This window comes from Dyella sp. LX-66 (assembly GCF_018599165.1).
Lineage (GTDB): Bacteria > Pseudomonadota > Gammaproteobacteria > Xanthomonadales > Rhodanobacteraceae > Dyella_D > Dyella_D marensis.
Genome location: NZ_JAHFVJ010000006.1, coordinates 275,210 through 292,159, shown reverse-complemented (window position 1 = coordinate 292,159; position 16,950 = coordinate 275,210). Strand labels below are relative to the sequence as shown.

The following is a 16,950-nucleotide window of genomic DNA, read 5'->3' as shown; positions in this document are numbered from 1 at the left end:
AAAGGATCGAAGAGGAATCGACCGTATGCGCAGGATCGCCGCCAGCTTCGCGCTCGCTTGTCTTTCGTTGTGCGCCGTCCATGCCCAGGACAATCCCGGCGCAAAGCCGCGCGTTCCCATCGAAGACACCTACATCATCGTGCCGAAGTACACCTCGGAGTACACGCTCGCGCGCGCCGTGAACCACGGCGACGAAGGTCAGCTGGCTGGCGGCGTGGCCCTGACGTTCAACGATTCGGTGGCGCCCTCGCTCAGCACCGACGTGATGATCTATCCCATCGGCGGCAGCGCCAGCGTCGCCACGATGGAGGCGAAGTTCCGCGCCGACGTCAGCATCGCCGAAGACAAAGGCGCGTACACCGTTACGCAGTGGCGCGATTCCACCGACTACGCGCTGCGCCGGAGCGACGGCAGCAGCTGGACGGGACGCGTCATGTCGCTGCGCATGAAGACCGAGCACGGCGAAGTCGACTCGCACACCTATCTGTTCCACCACGGCATCTACGCGTACATGGTGCGCATCGACATGCCGGCCGGCCAGGCGGGCGGCGACCTCATCACCGTCGAAGACACGCTGTTGCGCACGCTGATGGCGTCGATCCAGGTGGTGAGCGTCGGCAGCTGCGGCAGGCAGATGGCCATCAGCCTGCGCCCGCCGGGCATGCCGGTTCCCGCCGGCTACACGGATGGCATCTCGCCCGACGGCTTCAGCATCTCGGTGGGCCAGGAAGACGTGGAGACCAACGGCAGGGAGGTGGTCGCCGACCAGCAGTCCGGCCGCGGCATGTTCGGCCGCATGCGCCTCGCTGCCGCGCGCCAGATCGCCAACGGCTGCACCTCGACGCCCTACGCGCCGCCGGCCGCCTCGGACGAGCTGGCCGTGCTGCGGCTGCATTTTCCCGCGGATTACTGGCAGCTCACCCCGGTTCCGCACTGAGCGGTCCCGGCGGATGAGACGCGGGCGCGTACACTTGGCGCCTTGCCGTGTGGAACCGCCATGTCGCTTACCGAAGTCCTGCTGCTTGTCCTGATCCTGCTCGTCCTGGCCGCGCTGGCCTTGCTGGCCGTGCTGCTGCGTTCACGCGACGGCGGCGGCCTGCACGCGCGGCTGGATGCGCTGAAAGACGACGGCGAGCGCCTGCAGCGCAGCCTGCGCGAGGAACAGCGCTCCGGCCGCGAGGAACTGCAGCAGGGCTTCGACCGCTTCCGCGTGCATATGGGCGAGCAGCTCGGCGGCATGAGCCAGCACCAGGCCGAGCGCATCGACGGCTTCGGCCAGCGCCTGAATCTGCTGACCGAACGCACCGACGCCGGCCTGCAGGCGCTGGCCCAGCGCTTGGCCGAAGACGCGCGCCACAGCCGCCAGGAACTCACGCTCGCTCTCAACCGCTTCGGCGAACAGCAGCAGCAGCGCCTGGCCGCGCTCACCGCCGACAACGAAAAACGCCTGGGCGAAGTGCGCGCCACCCTGGAGAGCAAGCTCAAGGCGATCCAGGACGACAACGCCGCCAAGCTCGAACAGATGCGCGCCACCGTCGACGAGAAACTGCAGAACACGCTGGAGACGCGCCTGGGCCAGTCCTTCCAGCTGGTCTCGGAGCGGCTGGAAGCGGTGCAGCGCGGCCTGGGCGAGATGCAGAGCCTGGCCACCGGCGTGGGCGACCTCAAGCGCGTGCTGACCAATGTGAAGACGCGCGGCACCTTCGGCGAAGTGCAGCTCGGCGCGCTGCTGGAGCAGATCCTGATTCCCGAGCAGTACGCCGCCAATATCGCCACCGTGCCCGGCTCCGCCGAGCGCGTGGAGTACGCCATCCGCCTGCCCGGCGGCCAGGACGAGCAGCCGGTGTGGCTGCCGATCGACGCGAAATTCCCGGTGGAGGACTACCAGCGCCTGCTCGACGCACAAGAGGCGGCCGATGCCGACGCCGCGCTCGCCGCCGGCCGCGCGCTGGAAGTGCGCGTGCGCGAAGAGGCCAAGCGCATTCACGGCAAGTACGTGGCGCCGCCGCACAGCACCGACTTCGCCATCCTGTTCCTGCCCACCGAAGGCCTGTACGCCGAAGTGATCCGCCGTCCCGGCCTGTCCGACCTGCTGCAGCGCGACTACCGCATCACCCTGGCCGGCCCCACCACCCTCACTGCCCTGCTCAACAGCCTGCAAATGGGCTTCCGCACGCTGGCGATCGAGAAGCGCAGCAGCGAGGTGTGGCAGCTGCTGGCGGCGGTGAAGACGGAGTTCGGCAAGTTCGCCGGCGTGCTGGAGAAGACGCGCAAGAAGCTTACGGAAGCGAGCAACGTGATCGATCAGGCGGGCGTGCGTACGCGTGCGATCGAGCGGAAGCTGCGGCATGTGGAGACGCTGCCGGGGGAGCAGGTGCAGCAGTTGCTGGGGGAGGCGCCGAGCATCGAGGCTGACCACCCCCCCCCCGCGCGCCCCTCCCTGGCGTAGGTGGGGGTGAGCGCAGCGAACCCCAACACAGGCGCATCCGGGCGCATCGCACTGTTGGGGTTCGCTGCGCTCACCCCAACCTACGCCGAGCGATGAACCCGCCGCTTATGCCAGCGCGTGCGCCGCCGCTTCCGCGATCAGCCGATCCTCCGGCCGCACGCCCGTATACAGCACGAACTGCTCCACCGCCTGCAACACGATCACCTCCGCCCCGGTGATCACCTGCTTTCCCTTCGCCCGCGCCAGCCGTATCACCGGCGTCTCCGGCGGCAACGCCACCACGTCGAACACCACGCTGGCGCGCTCCACTTCCGCGTCGGTGAAAGCCAGCGCATCCACCTCCGGCCCTTCCATCCCGATCGGCGTCACGTTGATCAGCAGCTGCGCCTCGACGCCGCGCATATCCGGCGCCCACGCATAACCGCAACTGTCCGCCAGCGCCCGGCCCGTGGCTTCGTTGCGCGCCACGATATGCCCGCGCTTGAAACCCTTGTCGCGCAACGCGCACGCCACCGCCTTCGCCATCCCGCCGCTGCCACGCAGCGCCAGCGTGAGATCGGGCGAAACCCGATGCTGCTCGATCAACCGCGCCACCGCGATGTAATCGGTGTTGTACGCACGCAGCTGTCCATCGTCGTTGACGATGGTGTTGACCGAATCGATCGCCTTGGCCGAGGCATCGATCGCATCGACCAGCGGAATGCAGGCTTCCTTGAACGGCATCGACACCGCGCAGCCGCGGATGCCCAGCGCGCGGATGCCGCCGATGGCCGCGGGCAGGTCGCGCGTGGTGAAGGCCTTGTAGACGTAGTCCAGGCCGAGCGCTTCGTACAGGTAGTTCTGGAAACGCGTGCCGAAATTGCCGGGGCGGCCGGACAGCGACATGCACAGCTGGGTGGTGCGGGAAATGCGCAGGGTCATGGCGTACTCGCTACTCGAATCGTCAGCGGGACCATAAAGAGCCGGGATGCGATCGATCAACCCCATATCCATCGACCGCAGACCCATCAACCCCATCGGCCGCGGCAAGGCGTTCCATCCCACGCATCGAGCCGCGATGCCTGCCGGAGCCTCCCCATGAAAACCCTGCTGATCGCGCTGGCCATCGCCGCCGGCCTGGCCCACGCCGCCCCTGCGCACGCCCGCTCTGTCGACAGCGTGGGCCGCCTGCTGGACCTGAGCGTGTACGACCGCGACACCCAGCGCAGCCTGCCCGTCTACCAGCACCAGGGCCGCTACTACGTGGCCGGCGAACCCGGCCACCGCTACCGCATCGCGCTGCGCAGCCGTAGCGGCGAGGACCTGCTGGCGGTGCTGTCGGTGGATGGCGTCAACGCCGTCTCCGGCCAGACCGCCGGCTGGTCGCAGGCCGGCTACGTGCTCGATCCGCGCGCGAACACCGACGTACTGGGCTGGCGCAAGAGCCTCAGCCACGTGGCCGACTTCGTGTTCACCGATATCGGGCAGAGCTATGCCGCGAAGACCGGGCGGCCGGACAACGTCGGCGTCATCGGCGTGGCGGTGTTCCGCCGCAAGCCGCAGCCGGTCTATGAGCCGCCGATGGTGAGCGAGATAGCGGCCTCGCCCGCGGCGCCTGCCGCTGCCGATGCGGCCGCCGCTCCGTCCGCAATGCGCGGCGAGGCGCAGCGCGCGGCCAAGGCCAGCTCTCCGCTGGGCACCGGCCACGGCGAGCGCGAGTATTCCGCGGTCAGCGAAGTGGAATTCGAACGCGCCTCCAGCTCGCCGGACGAAGTGGTGACGCTGTACTACGACACCTGGAACAACCTCGCCGCACAGTGCGTGATCCCCTGCGAACGGCCCCGCCCGGTGCGCCCCGAGCCCTTCCCCGGCCGCTTCGTCCCGGACCCCTGAGCCGCCGGGGCTTGACGCTGGCGCTACACTTGACCGCCTGCGCCACGTAAGGAACCCCCATGAGCGATCAGCACCCCAGCGACGTCACCCCCGAGCAGGCCGAGGAAGCGGTACGCGTGCTGCTGCGCTGGGCCGGCGAGGACCCGTCGCGCGAAGGCCTGCTCGACACGCCCAAGCGCGTGGTCAAGGCCTACCGCGACTGGTTCTCCGGCTATCAGAACGACCCGGGCGAGTACCTGCGCCGCACCTTCGAGGAAGTGGCCGGCTACGACGAAATGGTGGTGCTGCGCGACATCGAGTTCGAAAGCCACTGCGAGCATCACATGGCGCCGATCGTGGGCCGCGCCCACGTCGGCTACCTGCCGACCAACCGCGTGGTCGGCATCAGCAAGCTGGCGCGCGTGGTCGAAACCTATGCGCGCCGCTTCCAGGTGCAGGAAAAGCTCACCGCGCAGATTGCGCAGTGCATCCAGGAAAACCTGCACCCCGCCGGCGTCGCCGTGGTGATCGACGCCAGCCACGAATGCATGACCACCCGCGGCGTGCACAAGCGCGGCGTGTCGATGGTCACCAGCCAGATGCTGGGCTCGTTCCGCGACGACGCGCGCACCCGCGCCGAATTCCTGCAGTTCATCGGCATCCGCGGCGGCGTGCGCTGATGCGCGCCGCGCTGGCGGCGGCCCTGCTGGCGCTGCCGTGCCTGGCCGCGGCGCAGGGCTTTCCTCGCACGCCGGCCGAATACCTCAAGCTGATGGACACCGACGGCGACGGCCGGGTCAGCGAGCAGGAATACGTCGATTACCTGAGCGCCGGCTTCCGCCGCATGGACACCAACGGCGACGGCGTGCTGGAGCCGGAGGAACTGCCCGGCGGCCATGGCAAGCCGATCACCTTGCGCAGCCACCAGGACAACCTGCGCCGCCAGTTCCACAAGCTGGACCGCAACCACGACGGCTACCTGGACGCGAAGGAACTCGCGGCGCCTCCGGCCTGAGGGTTTTCCCCCGGACGGGCGCAAACGGCGGATGATGCGCCGCTACAACGCGCGTCACGCACCTTGCGCTATCGTTCGCGCTTTCATCCCGCCGGCCGACCATGGACCAGCCAGTCACCACCGTCACCGAACCGCGGCGCCGCGCGGCGGTAGCGTTTATCTTCGTTACCGTCCTGCTGGACATGCTGGCCTTCGGCATCGTGATCCCCACGCTGCCGCATCTGCTCGAACAGCTCGCCGGCGGCGGCATCGCCGCGGCGGCCTCGTGGGTGGGCATCTTCAGCACCGTGTTCGCCGTGGTGCAGTTCATCTTCGCGCCGATCCAGGGTGCGCTGTCGGACCGCTTCGGCCGGCGCCCGGTGATCCTGATCTCCAACCTCGGCCTGGCCGTGGATTTCGTGGTGCTGGCGCTGGCGCCCACGCTGTGGCTGTTGCTGCTGGGGCGCATCCTGCTGGGCATGACCGCGGCCAGCTTCACCACCGCCAATGCCTATATCGCCGACATCACGCCGAAGGAAAAGCGCGCCGCCGCGTTCGGCATGCTCGGCGGCGCCTTCGGCCTGGGCTTCATCATGGGCCCGGGCGTGGGCGGCGTGCTGGGCGAGATCTCGCTGCGCCTGCCGTTCTGGGTGGCGGCCGGCCTGGCGCTGTGCAACTTCATGTACGGCCTGTTCGTACTGCCCGAATCGCTGCCGAAGGAACACCGCACGGCGCGCTTCGAACTGCACAGCGCGCACCCGCTGGGCGCGCTGAAGCTGCTGCGCCGCGACCCGACCCTGCTGGGCCTGGGCACGGTGATGTTCCTGGTCTACCTGGCGCACTACGTGCTGCAGACCACCTTCGTGCTGTACGCCGACTACCGCTACGGCTGGGGCACGCGCGCCGTGGGCCTGGTGCTGATGCTGGTCGGCGCCTGCGACGGCTCGGTGCAGGCCTTCCTCACCGGCAAGCTCACCCCGCGCTGGGGCGAGCGGCGCGTGCTGGTGGCCGGCATGCTGTGCGGCATCGGCGCCTTCCTGCTGATGGGCCTGGCCAACGTGGGCTGGGTGTTCCTGCTCGGCATTCCGCTGCTGGCGCTGTGGGGCCTGTCCGGCCCGCCGGTGCAGGCGATCATGACCCAGCAGGTTGACCCCAGCGAACAAGGCCGCCTGCAGGGCGCCATCACCAGCCTGGGCAGCTTCGCCGGCATCTTCGGCCCCACCCTGTTCGCGCAGATCTTCTCCTTCTCGATCATGCCCGGCACGCCGCTGCACCTGCCCGGCCTGGCCTTCGTGGTGGCGGCCGCGCTGCTGGTGATCGGCACGGTAATCGCCGCGCGCACCACACGGCGTGTGACCGACCCCTCGCTGGTGCCGCACGAAGAACCCACGCCCTGCTCCGCCGCCGTACCCCATGACCTTTCGCCGGTTGCCGCCACGCAGCCGGCCGATGCCGACCCCGTCCACTCCTCGGAGCCATCCTCATGACGCTTTCCATGTACCAGGCCTCGGTCCCCGTGTTCCTGCGCGCGCTGGCCAACCTGCAGCACGTGCTGAAGAAGGGCGAAGCCCACGCGCACGCCAAGGGCATCGCCTCCGACGTGCTGCTGCAGACCCGCCTGATCCCCGACATGCACCCCCTGGTGCGCCAGGTGCAGATCGCCACTGACATGGCCAAGAACGGCACCGCCCGCCTGGCCGGCGTGGAGCCGCTGAAGTTCGAAGACACCGAAACCAGCTTCGAACAGCTGCATGCGCGCATCGAACGCGCAGTGGAATACATCAAGGGCTTCAAGACCGAACAACTCGACGGCAGCGAAGGCCGCACCGTCACCATCAAGACCCGCACCGGCGAACAGCAGTTCGAAGGCCAGGCCTATCTGCTGCACTTCGTGCTGCCGAATCTGTTCTTCCATTGCACGACGGCTTACGCGATTGTGCGTGTGGCGGGGGCGGAGTTGGGGAAGTCGGATTTCATGGGGAAGATGTAAGAGTTCGTATGCCTCGCGGAGACGATCCACGTCGTCTCCGCGAGTTGCCGGCCCTATTTCAGCAAGCCGGCCTGCTTGAGTGCCGCCATGAGTGCTGCCCGATTCCCCTCCCGCGGCCACCCGTCGACTTCACCCACCAGCTTGCCGCGGTCGAGAACATAGAACGTGGGTGTCGCCCATTGCGTGACCACCGGCCAGTCGCTCTCCCGATACGCAATGGAGAGCGGTGCACCGGGGTGATCCTGGTTCCAGCGTTCCAGACTGGAAAGCGCCAGGTCCCCGTCCTGCGGCATCAGCCAGACGGCGTGATCGCGAAAGACGGGGCCAAGGACGGGATCGTCCATAAGGTCGCGCACGGCGTATTGGGAAAAATGGCAGCGCGGGTGAGAGATCACCAGGATCTTCAGGCCGTCCGACACGGAGAGCGCTTCCCGCCTCAAGGTACGGATGCCGTTTTCTTCATGAAGCACCAGCGCAGTCGGACCTTCGCGCTCCTGTTCGACGATCCGGGGCAGCTCCGGCAGCTTCAAACCGGGATGCCGCTGCCGAAATGCCGTTGCCTCGTCGAACTTCCTGGCTTGGATCAGCGAGGCATGGAAATCCAGCAGGAGCTTGTCGGATACGGGGCCACGGCGCAGCAGCTCGTCCAGATCCATACGCATATGGTCAAGGTAGTTTTCCTTGAAGGTGTAGGCGTCGACTAGGAAGGCTGCATTGAAGAGCAGCTGCAGATCGCCCGTGCTTTGCTGCTTCAGCGACAAAGGCGATTGATGCGCGGCCATATGTTTATCGTAGTAGGCGCTGATGCGCCGGGCTTTAGGAGCATTGTTCTCCACCGCATCCATATTCATGGCCTGCATGACATTGAATGCTGATTCGATCGAACCGACCGGCAGTGCATGAATCGGCGCCTGCAATGCAAGCAGGAGAAGCAAAGTTATCCTGGAAGTCACGCGCTTTCCTCGATAGCTAAAGAACGGCGTCTCGACTCGAAGGCTCATAGACGCCGCCCCAAAGGCGTCAGCAACCCGACATGCAGATCATTCCAGGCGTATGTACGCAGTTATGGCCGCCAATACATCGATAGGCCTCATGGTCGTCGATCATTTGCAGGCGAGGCTGCGTGACGGAGAGCTCATCCATCACTGTCTGGATACGCAGCCCCTTCATAAGCGGCACCGTGCGCTGGGCTCCGAACAAGCTCATGATCCGGTAGATGTCCGATGCAGCGAGTTCTCTGGCCAGATCCGAATAGTCATAGCTCACCAGACCGCTTTCATTGAAGAACAAGCTCGCGAGAAAGCGCTGCTTCGCACCTGGCGACAGCTTTTCCAGCGGCGACAGTTCTCCAGGTGTCGTCGATAGATAGATCCGAAGATCGGATGCTGATCTGATGGGCGCTCCCAGGACATCCAATCTGGCTCGATCCTCTGGCAAGAGGCATGGCGAACCCCCGCAGTCGGCGGGATTCGAGCCGTATCCGACCATCTGCTTGTGATGCGCGATGGAGCCAGACAAATCCCCGGCGTACACCGGCAATGCAGCCCAAGCGAAAACGCAGAGCGCTGCTGACATGCTGAATTTCATGGAGGACTCCCTTGGTCGATGCCCTTGTTTCAGGGCGCAGGTTTCTGCCGATCGCCAGTGGCGACGATCGGATGGAAAACTTGAGGGATGCGTTCTCAGTCGCGGAGATGGCGCGCTGTATGAGTCAGGTTTTTAGAACTCGCGGCTTCGGGCGGTCAAGGTTGATGCGGACGTACGCCTCGATTTTCCGATGAATCCGAATCATCAATCGCCTTAGCCCCGTGAACGTCCCATCCTCGCCACTGTCCGCGGCCTACCCGGGAGCTTGATTGCCCGCCTCCCGTCCATATTTCAGTCCGACCACCCACTCCGGACCCCCGCCATGGCCAACAAGCTCAAGATCGATTTCGTTTCCGACGTGGTCTGCCCCTGGTGCGCGGTGGGCCTGGGTTCGCTGGACGAGGCGTTGCGCCGGCTTGAGGGTGAGGTGGAAGTGGAGATCCATTTCCAGCCGTTCGAGCTCAATCCGCAGCTGGCGCCGGAGGGCGAGGATGTGGGCGAGCATCTGGCGCGCAAGTACGGCAGCACGCCGGAGCAGATGAAGCAGAACCAGGAGGCGATCCGCCAGCGCGGGGCCGATGTGGGTTTCACGTTCAATCTGGATAAGCGCAGCCGCATCTACAACACGTTCGATGCGCATCGCTTGCTGCATTGGGCGGAGGCGCTGGGGCGCCAGGGTGAGCTGAAGCGCGCGCTGCTGGGGGCGTATTTCACCGATGGGCGCAATGTGAGCGACCGCGAGGTGTTGGTGGATGCCGCCAGCAAGGTCGGCCTGGATGCGGCCGAGGCGCGCCTTGTATTGGAGGATGGCCGCTACGCGGATGAAGTGCGTGCGCAGGAGGCCTTCTACCAGGCCCAGGGTGTTCGGGCCGTACCTTCGGTCATCGTCAATGATCGTTATCTGATTCAGGGTGGGCAGCCGCCGGAGGTATTTGTGGATAGCCTGCGGCGCATTTCTGCGGAGGGGTGATTGGCGCTTGCGCGCCGGCTCATCGCGGTGAGGGCGTGTGCTCGTCATTCCGGCGTAGGCCGGGATCCTTTTGCGATGTCGCCTGGTTTTCGCGGTGACGCGAATGGGCCGCTTATGCAGCGGGCATTCCGGACGCCTGCCGGCGCCCGGGTCACTTTTTCTTTGCTGACCCAAAGAAAAAGTAACCAAAAAGAAATGGTCTTAGAGCAACTGCTCGCGACGCGACTAGAACGAGCAGTGACGGCCGCGGCAACGGATTAACCAGGGTCGATACGAAGCGGGAGTGCGGTTTCGTAGCGGGTGCTTCAACGTGCCGTTGCGAAGAGGACGTTCAAGAACCGAGGCCAGCTTTTGCTCTTCGTTCCTGTATGCCATACCACCACACTTCTCCCTCTCCCCTCCGGGGAGAGGGTCGGGGTGAGGGGCCGGGCGGAGCGCGGCGGTGGGTCTCACCCCGACCTGGGCTGTGAGCTTTTATGAAGCGATGTCTTCCATCAGCTCATTTACTTCATCTAGCCGATAGCTGAGCGACTCTGCGTAGCGGCTTAGATAGTGCACGGCGGTGAATACGCCTTCGACGCACGTTGGCGGCAGAGGCCATTCGCCTTCCTGCGCAGAAACATTGCATACCTGCATGTCGCGGAAGCTCTCGCTGTTGGCGAGAATGCCCGTCAGCACATTGATCGCCATGCTGATGGCGGCCAGATCATTCTTCGTGCGGATCTGAAAATTCGCGTCGGCATCGGATGCGTGGAATGGGCGGCCGAGGGGGCTGGTGGGGAATTCTTCCGGCGGAACTTTCGCGCAATAGACTGCCGTATCATTCTTGGTAGCCATGACTAACTCCATGTAAGTTGGTTGTGGTCAGCGGGTCGTGTGGGTTGCCGCCCACGCGGCCCGCGCTTTTGCTTCATCGCTGAAGGTCGTCGATGCGCACGTGCAATGCGAAGCATCGACGACCTGATCAGGCTATCGAAGAGAGTAACGATCGTCTGTCAGGCTTCGCCGATTTTTTGTAGGGCTTTGCGGGTGAGAAATGACAGGCGTTGCGCTCTGCCCGGCCCCTCACCCCGACCCTCTCCCCGGAGGGGAGAGGGAGAAGTGATATGGCGTCGCATGCAGGAGCAAGGAGCAAAAGCTGGCGCCAGTCCTTGAACGTCCTCTTCGCAACGGCACGTTGAAGCACCCGCTACGAAACCGCACTCCCGCTTCGTATCGACCCTGGTTAATCCGTTGCCGCGGCCGTCACTGCTCGTTCTAGTCGCGTCGCGAGCAGTTGCTCTAAGACCATTTCTTTTTGGTTACTTTTTCTTTGGGTCAGCAAAGAAAAAGTGACCCGGGCGCCGGCAGGCGTCCGGAATGCCCGCTGCATAAGCGGCCCATTCGCGTCACCGCGAAAACCAGGCGACATCGCAAAAGGATCCCGGCCTACGCCGGGATGACGGGCGCCCCCCCCCAACCCCCTCCCCACCCCTTACAATCAACACCCACACAAAAAAGCCGCCCCCGGCGCGGCCCCGCCGCCCCCCATGCTCACCGACGAAACCAAGGAATCCATCCGCACCGCGTACACGCGCCTGAAGGAAGGCCTCCCCGGCTTCCGCGCCCGCGCGTCACAAGGAAAGATGATCGCCGAGGTCGCCAAGGCCCTGGCGGTAGAAGGCGGCGCCGCCATCATCGAAGCCCCCACCGGCACCGGTAAATCGATGGCCTACCTCATCGCCGGCGTCGAAGTCGCACGCGCCCAGAAAAAGAAACTGCTCATCGCCACAGCCACCATCGCCCTGCAGGAACAGCTCGTCCAGCGCGACATCCCCCTCTACCTCAAGCTCAACGGCCGCGAAGCCAAAGTGGCACTGGCGAAAGGCCGCGGCCGCTACGTATGCCCGCGCAACCTCGTTATGGCCGCCAACAGCCTGCAGGACACCGCGCAGATGGGCCTCGGCTTCGAGGCGGACCTCGCCCTGTGGTCCAAGCCCCCGGCCGAACGCGACAAGCAAGTGCTGAACAAACTCGTCGGCGCGTTCGACCGCCACGAATGGGACGGCGACATGGACAACGCGCCGGAAACCCCCGGCGACCTGCTGCGCGCCATGATCACCACCAGCGCCGGCGGCTGCACCGGCCGCAAATGCGCGCAGTTCATGGCTTGCCCGTTCTTTGCCGCGCGCCGCGCGGTGGGCGATGCGGAGATCATCGTCGCCAACCAGGACCTGGTGCTGGCCGACCTCACCATGCCGCGCGAGGAAGACGGCTTCGGTGGCGTGATCCTGCCCAAGCCCGATGAAGTGCTGTACATCTTCGACGAAGGCCACCACGTGCCGTCGAAGGCGATCGACCGCGGCGCCGCCGAAGTGCATATGAGCGCCACCGTGCGCCAGCTCAGCCGGCTGGGCCGGCAGATCCACGCGGCGTATTCGCTCACCGACAAGGAAGTGATCGGCAAGCTCGCGCTGGATGCCGGCGACGAAAAGCTGCAGGAACTGAGCGACGCGCTGGAAGAACTGGAAAAAGACATCCGCCTGCACTGGCTGCCCTCGCCCAACGACGACGAGCCGATGTACCGCGGCTCGCTCGGGCAACTGCCCGAATCGTGGGTGGAACATGCGCGCGTGCTGTACGTGTTCACCGGCGAGATCGAGCGCTGGGTCGGCGCCGTGCGCCGCGCCGTGCTGGAGATGACCGAGAGCGGCCCCACCAACGAGGCGCTGTCGCGCGAACTGGGCATGGCGCTGGAGCGCATCGACCGCCAGCTGCGCACCTGGCGCGCCTGGTCCAGCGAGGACCGCGAAGGCGGCCCGCCGCTGGCGCGCTGGGTCACGCTGTCCGGCGACCAGCAGCTGGTCTGCCATGCGTCGTCGGTATCCGCCGGCGGCCTGCTGCGCAGCGTGCTGTGGGAGAACGCGAGCGCCGTGGTGATGACCTCGGCTACGCTCAGCGCCGGCGGCAATTTCCGCACCTTTGCCGATGCTGTGGGCCTGCCCGACAGCGCGGTCACGCTCAGCCTGCCCTCGCCGTTCAATCTCGCCGCGCAGGCGCGGCTGGAAGTGCCGGCGCTGCGCGCCATGCCGGATGCGCGCGAGGAACATGCGCAGGAGATCAGCGACTGGCTCGCCGCAAATCTGGACTGGGGCGCCGGCAACCTGGTGCTGTTCACTTCGCGCGCCAAACTCGACCGCGTGCTGCAGAAGCTGCCGATCGAATGCGTGCGCAAGGTGCGCGCGCAGGGTTCGCTCGGCAAGGCGCAATTGGTAGCCGAGCACATCGTCGACGTCGAAGCCGGCAAGGGCAGCACGCTGTTCGGCCTGGCCTCGTTCGGCGAAGGCCTGGACCTGCCCGGCAAGCTGTGCGAGACGGTGGTGATCACCCAGCTGCCGTTCGCCGTGCCCACCGATCCGGTGGGCGCCACCTATGCGGAATGGCTGGAATCGCGCGGCCGCAATCCGTTTATCGAAGTGACCGTGCCCGACGCCACGCGCCTGCTCACGCAGTACTGCGGCCGCCTGATCCGCACCGAGACCGACCACGGCCGCATCGTGCTGCTGGACCGCCGCGTGGTGACCAAGCGCTACGGCGAACGCATGCTCAATGCGCTGCCTCCGTTCGCGCGCTCGATCGAGCGCGCGGCGTGAGCATCGTGCGCGGCGCCGATATCGCGGTGACGCCGTGGAAGAACGGCATGGGGCGCACGCGCGAATTGGCCGTCCATCCGGCGGGTGCGGCTCTGGGCGATTTCGATTGGCGCGTAAGCGTGGCCGAGGTGGATAGCGCGGCGCCGTTCTCCGCGTTTCCCGGCGTGGATCGGCAGATCGCACTGCTGGAAGGCGCAGGTTTCGTCATGCGCTTCGCGGATGGCAGCGCGCATCGGCTCGATGAACCCTGCGTGCCGTTCGCGTTTGCCGGCGAAGCTTCGGTAGACGTCACGCTGATCGACGGCGCCACGCGCGATTTCAACCTGATGCTGCGGCGTGGCGTGGCCGATGGCCGTATCGAAACCTGGCGCGCAGGCACGCATGCGCTGGCCGGCGTGGCTCTCGTCTATGCCACCCGGGCGGACATCGTCACGCCGGAAGGCCGCCTGCACGCTGGCGACGTGTGGCATGTGCCGGATGGCATGCAAGGCGCGCTGACGCTGGACGGCGAATCCGTCGCGCTCGCCGTGCGCCTTCATCAGCGCGCCGTTTAGCGCTCTATACTCGCCCCATCCGTCCGGAAGGGGTTCCCGATGACACTGCTGATCCTGGGTCTGCTGCTGTTCCTGGGCGTGCATTCGATAAGCATGCTCGCTCCCGGCTGGCGCGCGCGGCAGATCGCGCGCTTCGGCGACATGGGCTGGAAAGGCCTGTACTCGGTGGCGTCGATCGCCGGCCTGATCGTGCTGATGATCGGCTTCCGCGACGCCCGCCTGGCGCCGGTGCTGCTGTACGTGCCGCCGCTGGCGCTGCGCCATCTCAATGCGCTGTTCACCCTGGTGGCCTTCGTGCTGTTCATCGCCGCCTACGTGCCGCGCAATCACTTCAAGGCCCGGCTCGGCCATCCCATGCTGGTCGGCGTGAAGGTGTGGGCGTTCGGCCACCTGCTGGCCACCGGCATGCTGCACGACGTGCTGCTGTTCGGCGCCTTCCTGCTGTGGGCGACCACCGATTTCGTGATCTCGCGGCGGCGCGATCGCGCGGCCGGCACGGTCTACCCGGCCGGTACGCTGCGCGGAACCCTGGTGACGATCGCCGTCGGCGTCGCCGCCTGGGCTTTCTTCGCGTTCTACCTGCATCTGCGCTGGATCGGCGTCAATCCGATGCACTGAACCCGCACGTTCTTGCGCCAATGGATCGGCGTAGGTTGGGGTTCGCCTGCGACTCACCCCAACCTACGTCGGATTTGAGAAGTAGATCGAGGGGTGTAGGGAGTCATCTCCCCCATCGCAACGCAGCGCGCTAGAGTGCTCGCACCCTTTATCCGTTCCCGTAAGGAACCCTCCATGGCCGCTTTCCTGCTCTGGTTGTTGCTGCTGGTGTTCTGCTGGCCGATCGCCCTGCTGGCGCTGGTGCTGTATCCCATCGTGTGGCTGCTGACCCTGCCGCTGCGCCTGGTGGGCATCACGGTCAATGCGGTGTTTTCCTTCCTCGGCGCCCTGCTGATGCTGCCGGCGCGTATCCTGCGCGGCCGCCCCGCCTGAGCGGGTGGAGAAACCGAACGCTCCCTCCTGCGACCGCAACCGCGAGCCTATCCTCGCGGTGCTGCGCGAACACTTCGCCGGCCGGCGCGATGCGCTGGAGATCGGCAGCGGCACCGGGCAACACGCGGTGTACTTCGCCGCGGCGATGCCATGGCTGAGCTGGCAATGCTCGGACCGCGTGGAAAACCTGCCCGGCATGGAGCTGTGGCTGGACGAAGCCGCGCTGCCCAATACACCCGCGCCACTGCAGCTGGACGTGGGCGGCACCTGGCCGGCGCACCGCTACGACGCGGTGTTCAGCGCCAACACGCTGCACATCATGAGCTGGCCTGAAGTCGAGATCTTGTTCGCGCGCTTGGCCGATGCCACCACGGATGATGCGGTGCTGGCGATCTACGGCCCCTTCAACTACGGCGGCCACTACAGCAGCGACAGCAATGCCGCGTTCGACCAGTGGCTGAAGGCGCGCGGCGCGCATATGGCTATCCGCGATGCCGACGCGGTGCACATGCTGGCCGCGCGCGCGGGTTTCCGTGCGGTGGCCGATATCGCCATGCCGGCCAACAATCGCTGCCTGGTCTGGCATCGCGGCTAGTCCATTTGGCCGGCTCGCCGTGCCAAGCCCCGCCACGGGTGGCATCATGGCCTATCGCCACGCGCCAGCTCATCTATCCGTGCAAGCCATCGACACGCTCACGCCCTGCCCTTGCGGCAATCCCGCCGGCTATCTGCGCTGCTGCGGGCCGCTGCACGATGGCGCGGCGGCGGCCACGGCGGAAGCACTGATGCGTTCGCGCTACAGCGCCTATGTGCTCAAGCGCGAGGACTACCTGCTCGCCACCTGGCATGCCAGCACGCGGCCGGCCACGCTCAAGCTCGGCGCGCAGCAGCCGGCGCCGACCTGGCTGGGGCTGACGGTGAAGCGGCATGAGAGCGAAGGCGACCGCGCCATCGTCGAGTTCATCGCACGGCTGCGCTACGGCGGCGGCAAGGCGCAGCGGATGCATGAGATCAGCAGCTTCATGCGCGAGGATGGGCGCTGGTACTACGTCGACGGCAGCTTCCCTGACGCGTGACGTAGGTTGGGGTGAGCCACAGGCGAACCCCAACGATGCGCAAGGTACCAAGGTGGCGAACGTTGGGGTTCGCCTGCGGCTCACCCCAACCTACGGCCGAAACTCATCGCCGTCTCACCCTCGTCGCGCCCATTCGGCCCGAACCGCCGCTCCACGATCACTCCGCGACCGTCGTGTCCGAGCGCCACCACGGTGCTGGCGCGCGTGCCGTACAGCTCGCCGCGGATAAAGGCGGAAGACAACCAGCGTTCCCGTTCCAGCCCCACACCCGTATCCGGCAGCTGTTCGTCCGGCGCACGGTGTTCATCGGCGAGCGCGGCGAACAGCGGCGCGAAATCGTCGCCGTCGCCATGCATGGCGAGCCAGCTCTCCACGCGCTGCATCAAGGCGCGCGTCTTCGGCCACGGCGTATTGAAGTCCGCATTGGACAGGCCATGCACACCCGCCATCACCTCCTGCGCCTTCGGCACAGGACGGTTGCCGAGATAGAAAGCCGCGGCCGTATCGAAGGTAAGCAGGTTGAACGGCCGGTAGCCCGACGCCGCGGCCTGCAAGGCCTGCGCATGCGCTGCAGCGTCGGCCGTGCCGGTGAGGTAATCCGTCGCCAGCAATCCGCGCGAAGCGCCGAGCTGGGGATCGCGCGGGTCGCGCACATTGGTCACCACGCAGCAGCGGCCGGCATCGGTCACGCCCAGCCAGGTACCGCCCGCTTCCAGGTCGCGGCCGCCGATCATCACGCCGTCGCTCCAGCGCGCCAGCGGCGCGCTCGGGCGCGCATGGAACTCGTCGCGGTTGCCGGCCAGCAGCAGGCGCCAGCGCGGGTGGGCCTGCCAGGCGAAGGCGATCAGGCACATGGC

At 66.4% G+C, this 16,950-nt stretch carries 19 protein-coding genes; 14 read left to right on the top strand and 5 right to left on the bottom strand.

Going from position 1 to position 16,950, the window contains the following annotated elements; genetic code table 11:
• Positions 1 to 25 precede the first annotated feature (25 nt).
• Positions 26 to 937, top strand: a complete 912-nt coding sequence (locus tag KK141_RS14150) for a hypothetical protein (RefSeq protein WP_214569897.1) — start codon at positions 26 to 28, stop codon at positions 935 to 937.
• A gap of 60 nt (positions 938 to 997) precedes the next feature.
• Complete coding sequence (rmuC, locus tag KK141_RS14145; RefSeq protein WP_214587346.1) at positions 998 to 2,449, top strand: DNA recombination protein RmuC; 1,452 nt, start codon at positions 998 to 1,000, stop codon at positions 2,447 to 2,449.
• A gap of 105 nt (positions 2,450 to 2,554) precedes the next feature.
• Here rmuC and KK141_RS14140 read toward each other — a convergent pair whose 3' ends face one another.
• Positions 2,555 to 3,370, bottom strand: coding sequence for a shikimate 5-dehydrogenase (locus tag KK141_RS14140; RefSeq protein WP_214569899.1), 816 nt, complete (start codon positions 3,368 to 3,370; stop codon positions 2,555 to 2,557).
• Between the two features lie 156 nt (positions 3,371 to 3,526).
• Here KK141_RS14140 and KK141_RS14135 point away from each other — a divergent pair, with 156 nt between their 5' ends.
• The 5 genes from KK141_RS14135 to KK141_RS14115 all read left to right on the top strand — a co-directional run bounded on the left by KK141_RS14135 (position 3,527) and on the right by KK141_RS14115 (position 7,284).
• The gene (locus KK141_RS14135; protein ID WP_214569900.1) at positions 3,527 to 4,321 is read left to right on the top strand and encodes a hypothetical protein; all 795 of its coding nucleotides are present in this window, start codon (positions 3,527 to 3,529) and stop codon (positions 4,319 to 4,321) included.
• A gap of 59 nt (positions 4,322 to 4,380) precedes the next feature.
• Entirely contained in the window at positions 4,381 to 4,980 is a 600-nt protein-coding gene (gene folE / locus KK141_RS14130; RefSeq protein WP_214569901.1) for a GTP cyclohydrolase I FolE, read from the top strand.
• Entirely contained in the window at positions 4,980 to 5,315 is a 336-nt protein-coding gene (locus KK141_RS14125) for an EF-hand domain-containing protein (RefSeq protein ID WP_214569902.1), read from the top strand. Before folE ends, KK141_RS14125 begins: the two co-directional genes overlap by 1 nt.
• Before the next feature lie 101 nt (positions 5,316 to 5,416).
• Positions 5,417 to 6,781: a TCR/Tet family MFS transporter gene (locus KK141_RS14120; protein WP_214569903.1), complete on the top strand. Its 1,365-nt coding sequence runs from the start codon at positions 5,417 to 5,419 to the stop codon at positions 6,779 to 6,781.
• Positions 6,778 to 7,284, top strand: a complete 507-nt coding sequence (locus KK141_RS14115; protein ID WP_214569904.1) for a DUF1993 domain-containing protein — start codon at positions 6,778 to 6,780, stop codon at positions 7,282 to 7,284. Before KK141_RS14120 ends, KK141_RS14115 begins: the two co-directional genes overlap by 4 nt.
• Positions 7,285 to 7,337: 53 nt before the next feature.
• Here KK141_RS14115 and KK141_RS14110 read toward each other — a convergent pair whose 3' ends face one another.
• Both KK141_RS14110 and KK141_RS14105 read right to left on the bottom strand, forming a co-directional pair.
• Complete coding sequence (locus KK141_RS14110; protein ID WP_214569905.1) at positions 7,338 to 8,285, bottom strand: hypothetical protein; 948 nt, start codon at positions 8,283 to 8,285, stop codon at positions 7,338 to 7,340.
• A 19-nt stretch (positions 8,286 to 8,304) separates the two neighbouring features.
• Entirely contained in the window at positions 8,305 to 8,871 is a 567-nt protein-coding gene (locus KK141_RS14105; RefSeq protein ID WP_214569906.1) for a hypothetical protein, read from the bottom strand.
• Between the two features lie 322 nt (positions 8,872 to 9,193).
• Here KK141_RS14105 and KK141_RS14100 point away from each other — a divergent pair, with 322 nt between their 5' ends.
• Positions 9,194 to 9,841 (top strand): DsbA family oxidoreductase, encoded by a 648-nt coding sequence (locus KK141_RS14100; protein ID WP_214569907.1) that lies wholly within the window; start codon positions 9,194 to 9,196, stop codon positions 9,839 to 9,841.
• 474 nt (positions 9,842 to 10,315) lie between these two features.
• On the opposite strand, the gene KK141_RS14095 is transcribed toward KK141_RS14100, so the two are convergent.
• Positions 10,316 to 10,678, bottom strand: coding sequence for a hypothetical protein (locus KK141_RS14095; RefSeq protein WP_214569908.1), 363 nt, complete (start codon positions 10,676 to 10,678; stop codon positions 10,316 to 10,318).
• Between the two features lie 692 nt (positions 10,679 to 11,370).
• Here KK141_RS14095 and dinG point away from each other — a divergent pair.
• The 6 genes from dinG (at position 11,371) to KK141_RS14065 (ending at position 16,093) form a co-directional block, all read left to right on the top strand.
• Positions 11,371 to 13,473, top strand: coding sequence for an ATP-dependent DNA helicase DinG (gene dinG, locus KK141_RS14090; RefSeq protein ID WP_214569909.1), 2,103 nt, complete (start codon positions 11,371 to 11,373; stop codon positions 13,471 to 13,473).
• Positions 13,470 to 14,027 carry a HutD family protein gene (locus KK141_RS14085; protein ID WP_345777557.1) on the top strand — a complete coding sequence of 186 codons (558 nt, stop codon included), beginning with the start codon at positions 13,470 to 13,472 and terminating at the stop codon, positions 14,025 to 14,027. Before dinG ends, KK141_RS14085 begins: the two co-directional genes overlap by 4 nt.
• A 39-nt stretch (positions 14,028 to 14,066) precedes the next feature.
• Positions 14,067 to 14,645, top strand: a complete 579-nt coding sequence (locus KK141_RS14080) for an NnrU family protein (RefSeq protein ID WP_214569910.1) — start codon at positions 14,067 to 14,069, stop codon at positions 14,643 to 14,645.
• A 174-nt stretch (positions 14,646 to 14,819) separates the two neighbouring features.
• Positions 14,820 to 15,017, top strand: coding sequence for a hypothetical protein (locus KK141_RS14075; RefSeq protein WP_167255156.1), 198 nt, complete (start codon positions 14,820 to 14,822; stop codon positions 15,015 to 15,017).
• A gap of 4 nt (positions 15,018 to 15,021) precedes the next feature.
• Positions 15,022 to 15,612 carry a DUF938 domain-containing protein gene (locus KK141_RS14070; protein ID WP_214569911.1) on the top strand — a complete coding sequence of 197 codons (591 nt, stop codon included), beginning with the start codon at positions 15,022 to 15,024 and terminating at the stop codon, positions 15,610 to 15,612.
• A gap of 46 nt (positions 15,613 to 15,658) precedes the next feature.
• Positions 15,659 to 16,093, top strand: coding sequence for a YchJ family metal-binding protein (locus KK141_RS14065; RefSeq protein WP_214569912.1), 435 nt, complete (start codon positions 15,659 to 15,661; stop codon positions 16,091 to 16,093).
• Between the two features lie 80 nt (positions 16,094 to 16,173).
• Here the strand turns inward: KK141_RS14065 and KK141_RS14060 are convergent, their stop codons facing one another.
• Positions 16,174 to 16,947 carry an NRDE family protein gene (locus KK141_RS14060; protein WP_214570127.1) on the bottom strand — a complete coding sequence of 258 codons (774 nt, stop codon included), beginning with the start codon at positions 16,945 to 16,947 and terminating at the stop codon, positions 16,174 to 16,176.
• Positions 16,948 to 16,950: the final 3 nt, after the last annotated feature.